Genomic DNA, 16312 nt, shown 5'->3' with positions numbered 1-16312 from the left:
CCAAGTGCCCCGTCGTTGTTTCCACCGCTCCCGTTCGACATACGTCGGGCGACGAACGTCTCACATGTCCATGGATCCCCGCCTGCGCGGGGATGATGCAGCCAGAGGAACCACCATGCGCCCCTTCCCACTTGGTGAGGACATCGATTCCCTGCGCGAGGCCGTGCGCCGCTTCGTTGACGCCGAGATCGCCCCGTTGGCGGAACAGGTGGACCACGAGAACGCCTTCCCGCAGGCGCTGTGGCCCAAGCTCGGCGAGATGGGCCTGCTCGGTCTGACCGTCCCCGGCGAGTACGGCGGCAGCGGGATGGGCTACCTCGCCCACCTGGTGGCGATGGAAGAGATCTCCCGCGCCTCCGGTTCGATCGGCCTGTCCTACGGCGCGCACTCCAACCTCTGCGTCAACAACCTCTACGCCAACGGCAACGACGCGCAGCGCGCGAAGTACCTGCCGAAGCTGTGCAGCGGCGAATGGAAGGGCGCGCTGGCGATGAGCGAGCCGGGCGCCGGTTCCGACGTGGTCGGCTCGATGGGCTGCCGCGCCGAACTGCGCGGCGATACCTGGGTCGCCAACGGCAACAAGATGTGGATCACCAACGGCCCCGAGGCCGATGTGCTGATCGTCTACATGCGCACCGCGAGCCGCGAGCTGGGCTCGAAGTGCATGACCGCCTTCATCGTCGAAAAGGGCATGAAGGGCTTTTCCACCGCGCAGAAGCTCGACAAGCTCGGCATGCGCGGCTCCAACACCTGCGAGCTGGTGTTCGAGGACTGCGAGATCCCGGCGGAAAACGTGCTGGGCGAGGTCAACAACGGCGTGCGCGTGCTGATGAGCGGACTCAACACCGAGCGTCTGGTGCTCAGCGGCGGCCCGATCGGCCTGATGCAGGCCGCGCTCGACATCGCCCTGCCCTACGTCCGCGAACGCCGCCAGTTCGGCCAGGCGATCGGTACGTTCGGGATCATGCAGGCCAAGATCGCCGACATGTACACCGCGCTGCAGTCCAGCCGCGCATTCGCCTACCAGGTGGCGCGCGATTACGACGCCGGCCACAAGAGCCGCGTCGACGCCGCCAGCTGCCTGCTGCATGCATCGGAGTCCGCCGTGCAGGTCGCGCTGGAAGGCATCCAGGCGCTGGGCGGCAATGGCTACATCAACGAGTTCGCCACCGGTCGGATCCTGCGCGACGCCAAGCTCTACGCCATCGGTGCCGGCACCAACGAGATCCGCCGCATGCTGATCGGCCGCGAGCTGTTCGAAGACCGCAGCTGACGGTCTGCTTCAACCCCTCTCCCGCGTGCGGGAGAGGGGCAGGGGTGAGGGCGGGCCAGGGTCCGTCGCTTACCAGAACCCCTTGACGTAGCGCATCGACAGCATGCGGTCGTCGCCGCGCGGGCCGAAGCGCTGGTCGTAGCCGAAGTTGACCCGCGCATCGCGGCCGGCCCAAGCGTCGATGCCGATGCCAAACAGCCCGCCGGAACGGCCCGGCTGCAGGCCGCGCAACGCCGACCACGCATCCACGCCGACGAAGCTGGCATCGATGTCGAGGCCCTGCGCCGACAAGGTGTGCTGCCATTCGGCGTAGCCATGCACGCTCACACGCGCCAGGTCCCAGGCACCACGCAGGCCGGCGATGGCCTGGCTGCGGCTCGACGTCCATGCCTCCGCACGCAGGCCGAAGCCGTCGGCACCCAGCTCGCGGAAGCCGTCGCTGTCGACGCGGGTGTACTCGGCACCGAGGTACGGGGTGAGCTGCGCATCGGTGCCGAGGTCGAAGCGGTAGCCGCCCTCGATCGCGGCGGTAGTGATGTCGCCGGCGTAGTTGCTGTGCACGCCGGACCACTGCGCACCGGTGTACAGGTCACGGCGCAGGTCGCGATCGAAGCGGCCGACGCCGGCCTGGCCCAGCACATGCGCGTTGCCAAACGCCTTGCCCGCATACATCTGCGCCTGCACCTGGCGGTCCTGGCCACGGTCGCTGCTGTCGGCGCGGCGGCTGTCGGCCTGCATCTCGCCGAACGCGAAACCGGCCACGGTGCCGTCGGCCAGGCGGAAGTCCTGCCCCAGCATCCAGCCGTCGAACGCGGACCGCCCGGTGGCGAAGCCGCCCTCGCCGCCGTCGCCCAGCCGCTTCTGCCAGCTGCCTGCAAGCTGCGGGCGATCAAGCGTCGCGGTGAGCTGCGACGACAACGCGCGACGGCCGATATCGACATGGTCGAAGGTGGCGCTGGAAGCCAGCGCATGCAGCTCGCCGGACAGGCTCGACAGCGCGGTACGGGCGGCGTTGGCATCGGCCAGTGACTGGAAATCGCCGGCGGTGCGGATGAAAGCCTCGGCGATCGGACCACGACCACCGGCGTCCAGCTGCCCGTCGATCTGCCGGAACGCGCCCTCGACGCGCTCGGCCGCCGACAGCGACGCCGGCGTCATGTTGCCCATCGCCGAGGCCGCGGCCAGCACGTCGAGGCGGGTGATGTTGAGCCACGCGCTCTGGAAGTCGTAGGACACCGAACCCTGGAAGAACACCCGGTTGGCGTCGTAGGTCACGCCGCCGTCGAAGAATCCGGCGCGGGTGCCGGCGACGCGCAGGATCTCCTCGCGGTCACGGGTGATGTAGCCCTGTCGCGCGCCGGCCACATGCACGGTGCCGTTGAGGCTGGCATTGCCCTGCACCTGCAGCGCGCCATGGCCCAGCGTGACCGACAGCCGCGCGTTCGGGCCCTGCACGTAGTTGCCGCCGACGATGAAGCCGTTGCCGGCGTCCAGCGCCATGGTGCCCTGGTTGTCGACACTGCCGTCCACGCGGCCGCCGCCGCCGAGGGTGCCGCCGCTGGTGATGGCCACGTTGGAGTTGCGCAACGCACCGCCCACCCACAGCGTGCCTTCCTCGACACGGGTATCACCCCGGTAGGTGTTGTCACCGGTCAGCACCAGCCGGCCGTCGCCGCGCTTGGTCAACCCGCCATTGCCCGAGATGTTGTTGGACCAGTCGGACTCGAGCCCGTCGAAGTCCACGGTGACGCGGCCCCAGTCGAAGCGCCCGGGACCCTTGATCGCCTTGCCGACGTCGAGCAGGCCATAGCCGAACACGTCGTCCACGCCGGCCGCGCCGATGTCGGTGGCGGTGCCGAGCAGCGTCTGCCGGACCAGGTCGTTGTTGAAGTACGGGAAGGCTTCCCACACCAGCGCGGCAGCGCCGGAGACCAGGGGAGCGGCGAACGAGGTTCCGGTCCATTTCCAGTACGCCGGATTGTCCGGGGCATCGTTGGTGCCGGTGACGGCAACCGTGCCGGGCGCCGCCAGGCAGTAGTTGCGCGCATAGGCGCAGGTCCGCGAATACTTCGCCAGCTGCGACGGGTTGTCGGTATCCACCGCGACCACCGCCAGCCAGCCACGCTCGAGGTCGGCGGCCGGCCTGCTGTTGTTCGGACCGGCCTGGCTGGGCAGGCCGGCAAGGTCGGTGAGCTCCATCGAGTCATTGGAATCCGGAGTGCGGTTGCCTGCAGCGAACACCACCAGCCCATCGTTCTGGGTGACGAAGCGTCTGTATTCGGCTGCGATCGGCGCGGTTGCGTTGAGGTCGTTCCAATACAGTCCGCCCCAGGAGTTGTTCATGATCCGCACGCCGCGATCGATCAGCGCGTTGTGGATCGGCTCCAGTCCCAGTGCACCGCTGACCGGGTTGCCGTCACCGGACCCGTCGTCCTCGGGCGGCTCGTCATTGATGATCCGCGCCGACACGATGCTCACACCCTGCGCCACGCCGCCCGGCCACGCGCCGAACGGCGTGCCCGCAATGGCCTGCGCCACCGCGGTGCCATGTCCGTCCTTGTCGTCCACCGACATGTCATTGATGTTGCGATTGACGTAGATCAGGTTGTCGGTGACGCGGCCGCGCAGCGACGGATGGTTCCGGTTGACGCCGGTGTCGATCACGCCGACCACGATGCCCTCGCCGGTCAGGCCGGCCTCGAGCGCCGGATACGCATTGGTCAACTCCAGGTGCCGGCTCAGATCAGCTCGCGGCGGCAGCACCACGGTCGGCGGCGGCGCCGGCGGCGGCGTGGCCGGCGGCGGACTCACCGGCGGCGGCACTTCCGGACGGATCGTGTCGCCACCGCCGCCGCAGGCCGAAAGCGTCGCCACCACCGCGACAGCCAGTGCCGAACGGCGCAGCGCGCGCCATGCATGCATTCCCTTGTGATTCGTCATGGTCCCCTTCCCTTCGTCGTGTGCCGCGCCGCGCGCGATCACGCGAATCTATACCTTCGCCACGCGCGGCCGCCACCACTCGACGGCTGAACCGTGCCGGGCGTTCGCATCGAGAATGACGGCTTCAGGTTTGCCGGGGTCCGGCGCGCGCCGGATAATGGGCGCCATCAACCGCCCCACGCGGCCCGCTTCCGGAGTTCTGCCATGCAAGATGTCGTCATCGTCGGCGCCAAGCGCACCGCCATCGGTTCCTTCCTCGGCCAGTTCACCGGCGTGCCGACGCCCACCCTGGGCGCCGCCGCGATCGAGGGCGCACTGGCCCATGCCGGCCTCGCCGCCGACCAGGTCGACGAGGTGCTCATGGGCTGCGTGCTGCCGGCCGGACTCGGCCAGGCCCCGGCGCGCCAGGCGTCGCGCGCGGCAGGCATCCCCGATGCCGCCGGCTGCACCACCATCAACAAGGTCTGCGGCTCCGGCATGAAGGCGATCATGTTCGGCCACGACCTGATCAAGGCGGGCTCGTCGGCGGTGGTTGTCGCGGGCGGCATGGAGTCGATGACCAACGCGCCGCACCTGCTCAACGGTTCGCGCACCGGCGTGCGCTACGGCAGCGCCGAGATGCTCGACCACATGGCCTGGGACGGCCTGACCAACCCCTACGACGGCAAGGCGATGGGCGTGTTCGGCGATGCCATGTGCGAGGCCTACGACTTCACCCGCGAGGCGCTGGATGAGTTCTCCGCCGAGAGCGCACGCCGCGCGCAGGACGCGATCGGCAACGGCGCGTTCAAGGCCGAGATCGTCCCGGTGACGGTCAAGGGTCGCAAGGGCGACACCGTCGTCGACACCGACGAGGAGCCGGGCAGGATCGACACATCGCGGATTCCCGGGCTGCGCCCGGCATTCGGCAAGGAAGGCCGCCTGACCGCCGCGTCCTCGTCGAAGATCTCCGATGGCGCCGCCGCGACCGTGCTGATGTCGGCAGAGGAAGCCTCGAAGCGCGGTCTGGCACCGCTGGCGCGCATCGTGGCCCACGCCGGCCATGCACAGGCGCCGGAGTGGTTCACCACCGCACCGGTGGCCGCGATCCGCACCGTGATGGAACGGGCCGGCTGGACCGTGGAGGACGTGGATCTGTTCGAGGTCAACGAAGCCTTCGCAAGCGTGGCAATGGCGCCCATGAAGGACCTCGGGATTCCCCACCAGAAGCTGAATGTAAATGGGGGTGCCTGCGCCCTCGGCCACCCCATCGGTGCCTCCGGCGCACGTCTGGTGGTGACCCTCGTCCATGCCCTGAAATCGCGCAATCTCCGCCGTGGAATCGCTTCCCTGTGCATCGGTGGCGGCGAGGCCACGGCGATCGCGATCGAGCTGCCGTAACGGGGTTAACGCGCTCTTTACGAAAGAAATCAAGCGCGTGCTTGACAGCGATCATCGGCTTGTCATCATGTTGCCCGGCGCGCATCTAGCGCGTTTGTTTCAAACAACGACGAGGAAATTTACCATGTCCATCAACAAGGCTCTGCTCGCCCTCGCCATGGGTTTCGCCCTGGCTGCGTGCTCGAACCAGAACTCCGCCCAGGACGCCGCTGCTGACGCCGCCGACGCCGCTGCAGAAGCCCAGGCCCAGGCCGACGCCGCTGCTGCTCCGTTCGCTGACGCCGCCCAGGAGTCCGCTGACACCGCCGCTGTCGCCGCCGACGTTGCTGCCAACGCCGCTTCGGACGCCACCGCTGCTGCGACCAACGACGCCGCCGACGCTGCTGCCGACGTTGCAGAGACCGCGGCCGATGTGGCCGAGGACGCTGCCGACAACGCGGAGCAGGCTGCCGACGAGCAGCACTAAGCCGCAAGCCGCGGATCCTCGGATCCGCAGTTCGCAGCAAGCTGTAATGGAGACCGCCCGCAAGGGCGGTCTCTTTTTGTGTCCGGAGTTCTCGCTGAACGCGCGGGCCGGCCTTCAACATCCTCTTCACCGTCCGCCGCAAACACTGCGCCCGCCAACCACGGAGCGCCACGGGCGCGGAGAGAAACATGCTCAACAGCAAACTGATCGTGCTTGCCATTGCATCCACCCTGGCCCTGTCGGCCTGCCAGAACAGCGAGTCGCCGGAAGCTCGTGCGAATGCTGCCGAGGCCGATGCGGCCGCCGAGCGCGCCCGCGCCAATGCCTCGCAGGCGCTCGACGAGACCGGCAACGCGATCTCGGCCAGTGCCGACGCCGCCGCCGCGCAGTCGCGCGAAGCTGCAGCCGATGCACGCGAAGCCAGCCGCGAGGCCGCCGCCCGCACCGAAGCCGCGACCCGCGAAGCCGCGGCGGACGTCTCCGAGGCAGGCGCTGCCGCTGCACGCAACACGTCCGAGGCGCTGGATCGCGCCGCCGAGAACGCCGACGCCGCCGCACGCGACGCGCGGACCGACGGCGACTGATCTTCAGCAGCCGCCTGGCCGTCGCACGACGGCTCGTGTCGTTCGAGGGCCCACCGTCGGTGGGCCTTTCTTTTGGTTCCACTCCGGGGAGGCGCCGGCAGGAGTGGCCTGTGTCCGCGGGGATGCTCCGTCGTTGTACGCGGGGCCCGCCGCATCGATATGGCGGGGAGCCTGCCGGGCAGCGGGTATCCTTGTCGGCCTTTCGCCAACGCCGCCGAAGCCATGCCCGCTCTTGCGACCGAGATCGACCCGCGCTCCGCCGACTTCCGCGAGAACGCGGATTACCACCGCGCCCTTGCCGACGAGCTGCGGCAGCGCCTGCAGCGTGCGGCGCGGGCGGTGGCGAGGCGGCGCAGCAGCGGCATGCCGCGCGCGGCAAGCTGCCGCCGCGCGAGCGCGTGCTGGCCCTGCTGGATCCGGGCTCGCCGTTCCTCGAGATCGCCCCGCTCGCGGCCGAGGACATGTACGACGGCGCCGCCCCGGCCGCCGGGATGATCTGCGGCATCGGCCGGGTCATGGGCCAAGAAGTGGTGATCGTCGCCAACGACGCCACCGTCAAGGGCGGCACCTACTTCCCGATGACGGTCAAGAAGCACCTGCGCGCGCAGGAGATCGCCCGCGAGAACCGTCTGCCCTGCGTCTACCTGGTCGACTCCGGTGGTGCGTTCCTGCCGCTGCAGGACGAGGTCTTCCCCGACAAGGAACACTTCGGGCGCATCTTCTACAACCAGGCGCGGCTGTCGGCGGAGAACATCCCGCAGGTGGCGGTGGTGATGGGCAGTTGCACCGCCGGTGGCGCCTACGTGCCGGCGATGTGCGACGAGAGCGTCATCGTCAAGGAACAGGGCACGATCTTCCTCGGCGGACCGCCGCTGGTGAAAGCAGCCACCGGCGAGGTCGTGGACGCCGAATCGCTCGGCGGTGCCGACGTGCATACCAGCGTCTCCGGCGTGGCCGACCACTACGCCGAGGACGACCGCCACGCGCTGCAGATCGCGCGTGACATCGTCGCCGGCTTCAACCGCAGCAAGCACGTCCCGGTGGCGGTGCGTGCACCGGTCGAGCCGCTGTACCCGGCCGACGAGCTGTACGGCATCGTGCCCAGGGACACCCGTCGCCCGTTCGACATCCGCGAGGTGATCGCGCGCGTGGTCGACGGCAGCGAGTTCCAGGAGTTCAAGGCACGCTACGGCAAGACCCTGGTGACCGGCTTCGCCCACCTGCACGGCTACCCGGTGGGCATCGTCGCCAACAACGGCATCCTGTTCGGCGAGAGCGCGCTCAAGGGCACCCACTTCATCCAGCTGTGCAACCAGCGCGGCATCCCGCTGGTGTTCCTGCAGAACATCACCGGCTTCATGGTCGGCCGCAAGTACGAGAACGCGGGCATCGCCAAGGACGGCGCGAAGATGGTCACCGCGGTGGCGTGCTCGTCGGTACCGAAGTTCACCGTGGTCATCGGCGGCAGCTTTGGCGCCGGCAACTATGCGATGTGCGGCCGCGCCTACGGGGCGCGCTTCCTGTGGATGTGGCCCAACGCGCGCATCAGCGTGATGGGTGGCGAGCAGGCGGCCAGCGTGCTGGCGACGGTGCGGCGCGACGGCATCGAAGGCAAGGGGGGCAGCTGGAGCGCCGACGAGGAGGAGTCCTTCAAGGCACCGATCCGCGACCAGTACGAACACCAGGGCAGCCCGTGGTATGCCACGGCGCGGCTTTGGGACGACGGCATCATCGATCCGACCGATACCCGTCGGGTACTCGGCCTGGGCCTGTCGACCGCGCTCAACGCACCGGTGGAGCCGGCCCGCTTCGGCGTGTTCCGGATGTAGTTCCCACGCACGGCGGTGTGCACGACGTGTGCAGAGAACGCATGTCGCGAATGAATACCGGAACGTAAGCTGTTGACAGGGTTGGCCATTCGGGCAGGCGGTCACAGCGGAGCCTACCGGGCTGCGTGCTAGTCTCGGCCGACGGCTCCGCCGTCACGCCGCACCCGCGCGCCTCCCTGTCCGGCCCGCACGCCACCGCCCTGCCGAGGAACTCCCATGGCCATCTTCAACCCGCCCGGTCACGCCAAGAAGGACGTGCCGTCCTTTGCCAACGACCCCGCACCCGCCGCCCTGCGCGACAACCCGCCGCCGGCGCCCGCCGCGGCCGATTTCCGGCCCACGCAGAGCGCCCCGCCCCGCAGCGTCCCGCCGGAAGCCAAGGAATCGCTGATCGCCTCGAACCTCACCATCGAGGGCAAGATCGAAGGCACCGGGCATGTGCGCATCGCCGGCCGCTTCAAGGGCGATGTGAACGTCCAGGGTGATGTCACCCTCGAACGTGGTGCCAAGCTCAACGGCGGCGTGCGTGCCGACAAGGTCATCGTTGCCGGCGAACTGGAAGGCAATATCGAATCCGCCCAGCGCGTGGAACTGCTGGAGACCGCGGTGATGAGCGGCGACCTCAAGGCCGGCACGCTCACCGTGGCCGCAGGCTCCAAGATCCGTGGCCACGTCGAATGCGGCTGGGAGAGCGCGGCGCCGGCCAAGGGCGCGCGCAGTGACAAGGCGGACAAGGCCGACCTCGAACCCGCCACCCCGTGAGCAACGGCCGGCCCGGCGAGGCCGGCGCGACCCGCGTCTGCCCGCACTGCAAGACCACCATCCTGCAGAGCGCGACGATCTGTCCGTCGTGCCGGCATTACCTGCGCTTCGATGCGCCGGCCAGCGTGGCCGGCGCGTCCACCAACGCGCTGCAGGTGGAAGGCACCATCCGCCATCCGGCCGAAGGCGGCGCCTGGGAGTATTCCGTCGTGCTGGTGGTGCGCGACGAGGAAGGCAAGGAACTCAACCGCCAGGTGGTCGGCGTCGGTGCCCTGTTCGGCGGCGACGAGCGCAGCTTCAGCCTGACCGTCGAGATCACCCCGACCCACGATACCCGGCGACCGGGCAAGCGCGGACTGCGGCATTAGGAACGCCTCCGCGCAACCGTGACGCTCCGGCAAGGAGCGCCAGCGATTGTTGAACGACATCAGTCGACGTCGCGTTCGTGGGGTGACCACCAGGGCGTACGGCTCGACGACGCACCCGGCCTGCCGCGACGACGCGGTTATCATGCCGGTCGGTTTTCCGCGAGTTCCGTACCGATGTCCGATGCCCTGACCTTCGCCACCCACGGCCCGGTGGCCCGGCTGCGCCTGGATCGCGCCGGGCTGCACAACGCCTTCGATGCCGACCTGATCGCCGCGTTGACCGCCGCGCTGGAACAGGTCGCGCGCGATGGCGACGTGCGCGTGGTGGTGATCGAAGGCGCCGGCGCCTCGTTCTCGGCGGGCGCCGACCTCAACTGGATGCGCGCGATGGCGGGCGCCAGCGAAGTCGAGAATCGCGAGGACGCGATGGCACTGGCGCGCCTGATGCGCACGCTCGACGAGCTGCCCAAGCCCACCATCGCCCGAGTGCATGGCGCCGCCTTCGGCGGCGGCGTCGGCCTGGTGGCCTGCTGCGACATCGCCATCGGAGTGCCGGAGGCGAAATTCGGGCTTACCGAAAGCCGCCTCGGCCTGCTGCCGGCGGTGATTTCCCCGTACGTGATCGCCGCCATCGGCCCGCGCCAGGCGCGCCGCTGGTTCGCCACCGCCGAGATCTTCGACGCCGCCCAGGCACTGCACATGGGCCTGCTGCACGAGGTGGTGCCCGCGGCGGAACTCGATGCCGCGGTGGATCGCCAGATCGCCCTGCTGCTCAAGGCCGGCCCGTTCGCCGCGGCCGACGCCAAGCGCCTGGTCCGCGAAGTCCTCGCCGAACCCGACCGCGACCGCCGCGACCACGACAACGCCACCCTGATCGCCGCCCTGCGCGTCTCCACCGAAGGCCAGGAAGGCCTGAGCGCCTTCCTCGACAAGCGCCCGCCCGCATGGGCGGAGCGCTGACCCACCGCCGCTGCGCTCCTGCATCCGCATCCAACCCTCCACCGGGAGGAGAGGGCTCCACCCCATGTTCGATTCCGTCCTCATCGCCAACCGCGGCGAGATCGCCTGCCGGGTGATCCGCACCTGCCGAAGGCTCGGCATCCGCACCATCGCCGTGTATTCGGAGGCCGATGCGCAGGCGCTGCATGTGCGCATGGCCGACGAGGCCTGGCCGATCGGCGGGCCGCGGCCGCAGGACAGCTACCTGCGTGGCGATGCGATCCTCGAGGTCGCGCGCGCACGCGGCGCACAGGCGATCCATCCCGGCTACGGCTTTCTCAGCGAGAACGCCGACTTCGCCGAGGCGGTGGAGGCTGCGGGCATCCGTTTCATCGGGCCGTCGGCGGCGTCGATGCGCAAGATGGGCAGCAAGGCCGGCGCCAAGGACCTGATGGACGCGGCGGGCGTGCCGGTGGTGCCCGGCTACACCGGCGAAGACCAGGATGCGGAGGCGCTTGCACGCGAGGCGCAGCGCATCGGCTTCCCGCTGATGATCAAGGCCGCGCACGGCGGCGGCGGCAAGGGCATGCGCATCGTGCGCGCGGCGGATGAGTTCGCCGCGGCGCTTGAAAGCTGCCAGCGCGAGGCCGCCAATGCGTTCGGACGCGACCGCGTGCTGCTGGAGCGCTACATCGAACAGCCGCGGCATATCGAGATCCAGGTGTTCGGCGACGGGCACGGCAACACGATCCACCTGTTCGAACGCGAATGCTCCGCGCAGCGCCGCTACCAGAAGGTGCTGGAGGAATCGCCCTCGCCGTTCCTCACCGGCGAACTGCGCACGCGCATGGGCGAGGCCGCGGTGCATGCTGCGCGCGCGATCGACTACACCAACGCCGGTACGGTGGAATTCATCGTCGACCCGGCCGGCGCCTTCTACTTCATGGAGATCAACACGCGCCTGCAGGTGGAGCACCCGGTGACCGAACTGGTGACCGGGCTCGACCTCGTCGAATGGCAGCTGCGCGTCGCTGCCGACGAGCCGTTGCCACTGGCGCAGCACGCGGTCACCCAGCAGGGCCACGCCATCGAGGTGCGGCTGTATGCCGAGGACCCGGACGCCGGCTTCCTGCCCGGCTCCGGCGCGCTGACCCGCCTGCGCCTGCCGCGCGAGGACGCGCACGTGCGCGTGGACAGCGGCGTGGTCGAGGGCGACACGGTCACGATCTTCTACGACCCGATGATCGCCAAGCTGATCGTCCACGATGCCGACCGCCCGCGTGCGCTGGCCCGCCTGCGCGAGGCGCTGGCGGCCTGCGAAATCGAAGGCCCGAAGTCGAACGTGGGTTTCCTCGAGCGGCTTGTGCGCGACCAGGCCGTGGTGGAAGCCACCATCGACACCGGTTACCTGGACCGCCAGCCGGATGCGTTGCGGCAGGCGGAGGATCCGCAGGCGGTGGCGATGCAGCGCGTTGCCGCGGTCGTGGCCGAGCTGTTCGCGCTGGAGGAGGCGGCACACGCCACGCCGGGCGATCCGCATTCGCCGTGGTCGGCCGGTGACGGCTGGCATGGCGCGGGCGCTGCGGCCACGCGGCTGCGCCTGCGCGATGGCGAAGGCGTGCTCGATGTGCACGCCAGCGGCCGCCACGGACGCTGGTTGGTCACGCTGGGCGATGCCGCACCGTCCGCCGTCACCGCCGCACGCCGTGACGGCGAGTGGCTGTGGCTGCAGGTCGACGGCAGTGCACGCCGCTACCGCATCGGTGGCGACCGTGACCATGTGCTCGTCCATGACGGCGACAGCCGCCGCGCCGTGCAGTTCATGCGTCGCGAACAGCGTGCGGCCGGATCGGCTGCCGGCAACGACAGCCGGCTGCGCGCGCCGATGCCGGGCCGCATCGTGGTGGTGCGCGCGGCCGCCGGCGACACGGTGAGCGCAGGCCAGGAACTGCTGGTGATGGAGGCGATGAAGATGGAGATCTCCATCAAGGCGCCTCGCGATGGCGAGCTGGCCGAGCTGCCGGTGGCGGAAGGTGAGTTCGTCGAGGCCGACACCACCCTCGCCCGTCTGGCCTGAGCCGCGCGCGGAGCGCGTACATCCTCCCGGGAGATGCAATGAACGACCAGGTGCGCATCGTCGAGGTTTCGCCGCGCGACGGGCTGCAGAACGAGAAGACCATCGTGCCGGCGGCGGTGAAGGTCGAACTGATCGACCGTCTCGGGCGAACCGGCCTGCGCACGATCGAGGCCACCAGCTTCGTCAGCCCGAAGTGGGTGCCGCAGCTGGCCGATGCCGCCGAGGTGTTCGCCGCGATCGATCGCCGCCCCGGCATCGCCTATCCGGTGCTGGTGCCCAACGAAACCGGCTACGACCGTGCCCGTGCGGTGGGCGTGGAGGAGATCGCGGTGTTCACCGCCGCGTCGGAGGCGTTCAACCGCAAGAACATCAATGCGGGTATCGACGAGTCGCTGCAGCGCTTCGCCCCGGTGCTAGAGCGCGCACGCGTCGACGGCGTGCGCGTGCGTGGTTATGTGTCCACGGTGCTCGGCTGCCCCTACCAGGGCGAGGTAGCGCTGGCGGACGTGGTGCGGGTCGCGCGCGCGCTGCACGGCATGGGCTGCTACGAGGTCTCGCTGGGCGACACCATCGGCGTCGGTACGCCGGCGAAGGCGGCGGCAATGCTGCGTGCGGTCGCCGGCGAGGTGCCGATGCCGGCACTCGCCCTGCACTTCCACGACACCTACGGCCAGGCGCTGGCCAATGTGCTGGCCTGCCTCGACGAAGGCGCGCGGGTGGTCGATGCCGCGGTCGCCGGCACCGGCGGCTGCCCGTATGCACGTGGGGCCAGCGGCAATGTCGCCACCGAGGATGTCGTGTATATGCTGCACGGCATGGGCATGGACACCGGCATCGACCTCGACGCACTCGCCGACACCGGGCGCTGGCTGGCCGCGCGCCTGGGCCGGCAGACCGGCAGCAGGGTCGGTCGCGCCACCGCGCCCGCTGACGTGGATCCACCGGTGTCATGACCCCGCCGCGCCGAGCGGATGCGGACGACGCCGCCCCCGGGGACGACCCGGAGCGGATCGCCGAAGCGCTCGACGCCGCCGCCGACGACCGCGGCATTGCCGCGGCCACCCGTGTCCTGCTCGTCCACGCCGCCGCGGCATTGCGCACCAGCCGCGCCGATGCCGAGCGCGCGCGCCTGCGTTACGACGCCCTGTTCGACGCCGTGCCCGATCCGGTCAGCATCCTCGACGAACGCGGCATCGTGCTCGACCTCAACCGTGCCGGCGAGCGCGCCTACCGCCGCCCGCGCGAGCAGATCATCGGCCAGCCGATCGAGGTACTGAATCCGGACCTCCCCGCCGACCACATGCAGCCGGTGCTGGAAACGCTCCACCGCGGCGGCACCTACGTCATCGAGGTCTACAACATGCGCGCCGACGGCACCCGCTTCCCGGTGGAGGTGCACTCGGCCGGTTTCAGCCTGGATGGCCGGCCGTGCGTGGTGGCGGTGGCGCGCGACCTCAGCGCCCGGCGCGAGGCCGAGGCGCGCTACGGCCAGTTGCTGGAAGTCATCGACAAGGGCGTGCTGGTGCAGGACGCCCGCGGCCGGCCCCTGCAGGCCAATGCGGCGGCCATGCGCATCCTCGGCATCGAGGCCGACCACAGCCTGGAAGACCAGCTGTCGATCGACGACTGGACCCTGCTCGACGAGGGCGGCCGGCGGATCCCATTCGATGCCACGCCGTTCGCGCAGACGCTGCGCCACGGTCGCCCCACCGGCACCCGCGTGCTCGGTTTCTACCACAAGCCCGAACGCCGCCTGCGCTGGATGTCGTACGCCACCGTGCCGGTATTCGCGCCGGGCGCGCAGCAGCCGCACCAGGTGATCTCGTTCTTCAACGACATCACCAGCCTCAAGCGCGACCACGCCCTCTTCGCCCGTGCGCAGGCGCTGGCCCGCATCGGCGGCTGGGAATGGGAAGTCGGCCGCGATTCGCTCTACCTCACTGCCGAGGGCGCGCGCATCCTCGACCATCTCCCGCTGCCGGTGGACATGGCGGGCATGCTCGGGAGCCTGCGCGAGGAGGATGCACACCGTCTCTCGCAGGCGCTGCAGGAGACGGTCGAACGCGGCCTGCCGCTCGACCTGGAGCTGCGCGGCCGCCGCGACGACGGGCGGGCGCTGTGGGTGCGCATCATCGGCGAGCGCGAGCGCGACGAATCCGGCGCGATCAACATCACCGGCACGCTGCAGGACATCAGCGAACGCAAGCAGGCCGAGGAAACGCTGCGCGTGCAGGCGCGTACCGATCCGCTGACCGGGCTGCTCAACCGCGACGCGATCCTGGCCGAGCTCGACGGCCGCCTGCGCGACCCGACCCAGTCGCAACTGGCGGTGCTCTACATCGACCTCGACCGCTTCAAGACCGTCAACGACGTGCTGGGCCACGCCGCCGGCGACCAGCTGCTGCACTTCGCGGCACGCCGCATCGCCGATGCGGTCGGCACGGAAGGGTTGATCGCACGCGTGGGCGGCGACGAGTTCCTGGTCGTGTGCGGCATCCGCGACGAGGCCGGCACGCCGGAACACATCGCCGCGCGCATCCTAGCCTCGCTGGCGGAGAACTTCCGTTTCGATGGCGAGGAGTTCGACATCAGCGCCAGCATCGGCATCGCGCGCGCGCCGCAGGACGGCGACCGGCCGCAGGCGCTGATCCAGAACGCGGACGCGGCGATGTACGACAGCAAGCGTCGGCTGCGCAACAACTGGCAGGCCTATACGCCGGAACTCGGCCAGCTGCGCGAGGACCGCCTGCGCATGGAGACCCAGCTGCGGCGCGCGGTCGAGAACGAGGAATTCCGGCTGGTCTACCAGCCACAGGTCGACCTGCGCCACGGGCGCGTCGTCGCCGCCGAGGCGCTGATCCGCTGGCGCAGCCAGCAGGGCGAGATGCGGCCCGACCATTTCATCGCCCATGCCGAGAACACCGGCGACATCGTGCGCATCGGGCGCTGGGTGCTGCAGCAGGCCTGCGCCCAGGTGGCGGCCTGGCGCGCGGCCGGCCATGGGATCGTGCGCGTCGCGGTGAACGTGTCGTACCGGCAGTTCATCGGCGACGACCTCGCCGACGCCGTGCGCGCGATCCTCGCCGAACATCGCCTGCCCGGCTCCGCGCTGGAGCTGGAATTCACCGAGCGCGCGCTGATCGAGGACGCACCCGACACCCTGCGCACCTTTGCCGGGCTGCGCGACCTCGGCGTGATGTTGAGCATCGACGACTTCGGCGAGGGCTACAGCGCGCTCAACTACCTGCGCCGGCTGCCCATCCATGGGCTCAAGCTGAGCCAGCTGTTCGTGGCCGGGGTGCCGCACAACCATTCCGACGTCGCCGTGTGCCAGGCGATCGCCGGCATCGCGCGCAGCCTGGGGCTCGGGCTGGTCGCCGAGGGCGTGGAATCGGAAGCGCAGCGGCGTTTCCTGCTGGAACTCGGCGTGCCGGTCGGCCAGGGCTTCCTGTTCGCGCCGGGGCTGTCCGCGGATGATCTCGCGCGCCGGCTGACGCTGGAGCAGACGGTACTGGCCGCGCAGACCGGAGAGCGGTGACGCGGGCAGCCGTGGCCACGGCCGGCTGATGAGCCCTCAGCGGCGCGTACCGGGCGACCACGTCGGCCACTGCGCGCGTCGTCGGATCCCCCGACAGGCCCCTTTCCCGGTTGCGGGAGAGGGTTGCGCTGAGGGCCTTACGCAGCGGATCGCGTC

At 70.0% G+C, this 16312-nt stretch carries 11 protein-coding genes and 1 pseudogene; 11 read left to right on the top strand and 1 reads right to left on the bottom strand.

Features of this window, described 5'->3' with window-relative positions; translation table 11 throughout:
• Positions 1 to 115: 115 nt before the first annotated feature.
• The gene (locus E5843_RS06130; protein WP_136412132.1) at positions 116 to 1273 is read left to right on the top strand and encodes an isovaleryl-CoA dehydrogenase; all 1158 of its coding nucleotides are present in this window, start codon (positions 116 to 118) and stop codon (positions 1271 to 1273) included.
• A 69-nt stretch (positions 1274 to 1342) separates the two neighbouring features.
• On the opposite strand, the gene E5843_RS06125 is transcribed toward E5843_RS06130, so the two are convergent.
• The gene (locus E5843_RS06125) at positions 1343 to 4213 is read right to left on the bottom strand and encodes an autotransporter serine protease (protein ID WP_244240846.1); all 2871 of its coding nucleotides are present in this window, start codon (positions 4211 to 4213) and stop codon (positions 1343 to 1345) included.
• 204 nt (positions 4214 to 4417) lie between these two features.
• Here E5843_RS06125 and E5843_RS06120 point away from each other — a divergent pair, with 204 nt between their 5' ends.
• From E5843_RS06120 to E5843_RS06075, 10 genes and pseudogenes are all read left to right on the top strand, one after another.
• A complete protein-coding gene (locus E5843_RS06120; protein ID WP_136412131.1) occupies positions 4418 to 5593 on the top strand; it encodes a thiolase family protein in 1176 nt (391 codons plus the stop codon).
• Between the two features lie 124 nt (positions 5594 to 5717).
• Positions 5718 to 6059, top strand: a complete 342-nt coding sequence (locus tag E5843_RS06115) for a hypothetical protein (RefSeq protein ID WP_134673174.1) — start codon at positions 5718 to 5720, stop codon at positions 6057 to 6059.
• A 188-nt stretch (positions 6060 to 6247) separates the two neighbouring features.
• Positions 6248 to 6643: a hypothetical protein gene (locus E5843_RS06110; RefSeq protein ID WP_134673173.1), complete on the top strand. Its 396-nt coding sequence runs from the start codon at positions 6248 to 6250 to the stop codon at positions 6641 to 6643.
• Between the two features lie 222 nt (positions 6644 to 6865).
• A pseudogene (locus tag E5843_RS06105) lies at positions 6866 to 8472 on the top strand (carboxyl transferase domain-containing protein).
• A 216-nt stretch (positions 8473 to 8688) separates the two neighbouring features.
• Positions 8689 to 9234 (top strand): bactofilin family protein, encoded by a 546-nt coding sequence (locus E5843_RS06100; protein WP_134673171.1) that lies wholly within the window; start codon positions 8689 to 8691, stop codon positions 9232 to 9234.
• Complete coding sequence (locus tag E5843_RS06095; RefSeq protein ID WP_136412130.1) at positions 9231 to 9602, top strand: hypothetical protein; 372 nt, start codon at positions 9231 to 9233, stop codon at positions 9600 to 9602. The genes E5843_RS06100 and E5843_RS06095 overlap by 4 nt, the downstream gene beginning before the upstream one ends.
• 174 nt (positions 9603 to 9776) lie before the next feature.
• The gene (locus tag E5843_RS06090; RefSeq protein ID WP_141065793.1) at positions 9777 to 10562 is read left to right on the top strand and encodes an enoyl-CoA hydratase-related protein; all 786 of its coding nucleotides are present in this window, start codon (positions 9777 to 9779) and stop codon (positions 10560 to 10562) included.
• Between the two features lie 64 nt (positions 10563 to 10626).
• Complete coding sequence (locus E5843_RS06085) at positions 10627 to 12618, top strand: acetyl/propionyl/methylcrotonyl-CoA carboxylase subunit alpha (RefSeq protein WP_141065792.1); 1992 nt, start codon at positions 10627 to 10629, stop codon at positions 12616 to 12618.
• Between the two features lie 38 nt (positions 12619 to 12656).
• The gene (locus E5843_RS06080) at positions 12657 to 13571 is read left to right on the top strand and encodes a hydroxymethylglutaryl-CoA lyase (protein WP_136412129.1); all 915 of its coding nucleotides are present in this window, start codon (positions 12657 to 12659) and stop codon (positions 13569 to 13571) included.
• Complete coding sequence (locus E5843_RS06075) at positions 13568 to 16156, top strand: sensor domain-containing protein (protein WP_141065791.1); 2589 nt, start codon at positions 13568 to 13570, stop codon at positions 16154 to 16156. The genes E5843_RS06080 and E5843_RS06075 overlap by 4 nt, the downstream gene beginning before the upstream one ends.
• The last annotated feature ends 156 nt before the right edge of the window (positions 16157 to 16312 follow it).

Source organism: Luteimonas yindakuii (assembly GCF_004803715.2).
In the GTDB taxonomy this organism is placed as follows: Bacteria; Pseudomonadota; Gammaproteobacteria; order Xanthomonadales; family Xanthomonadaceae; genus Luteimonas; species Luteimonas yindakuii.
Note: the sequence above shows the minus strand (reverse complement) of the source record. Positions and strands in the feature narration are given on the sequence as shown.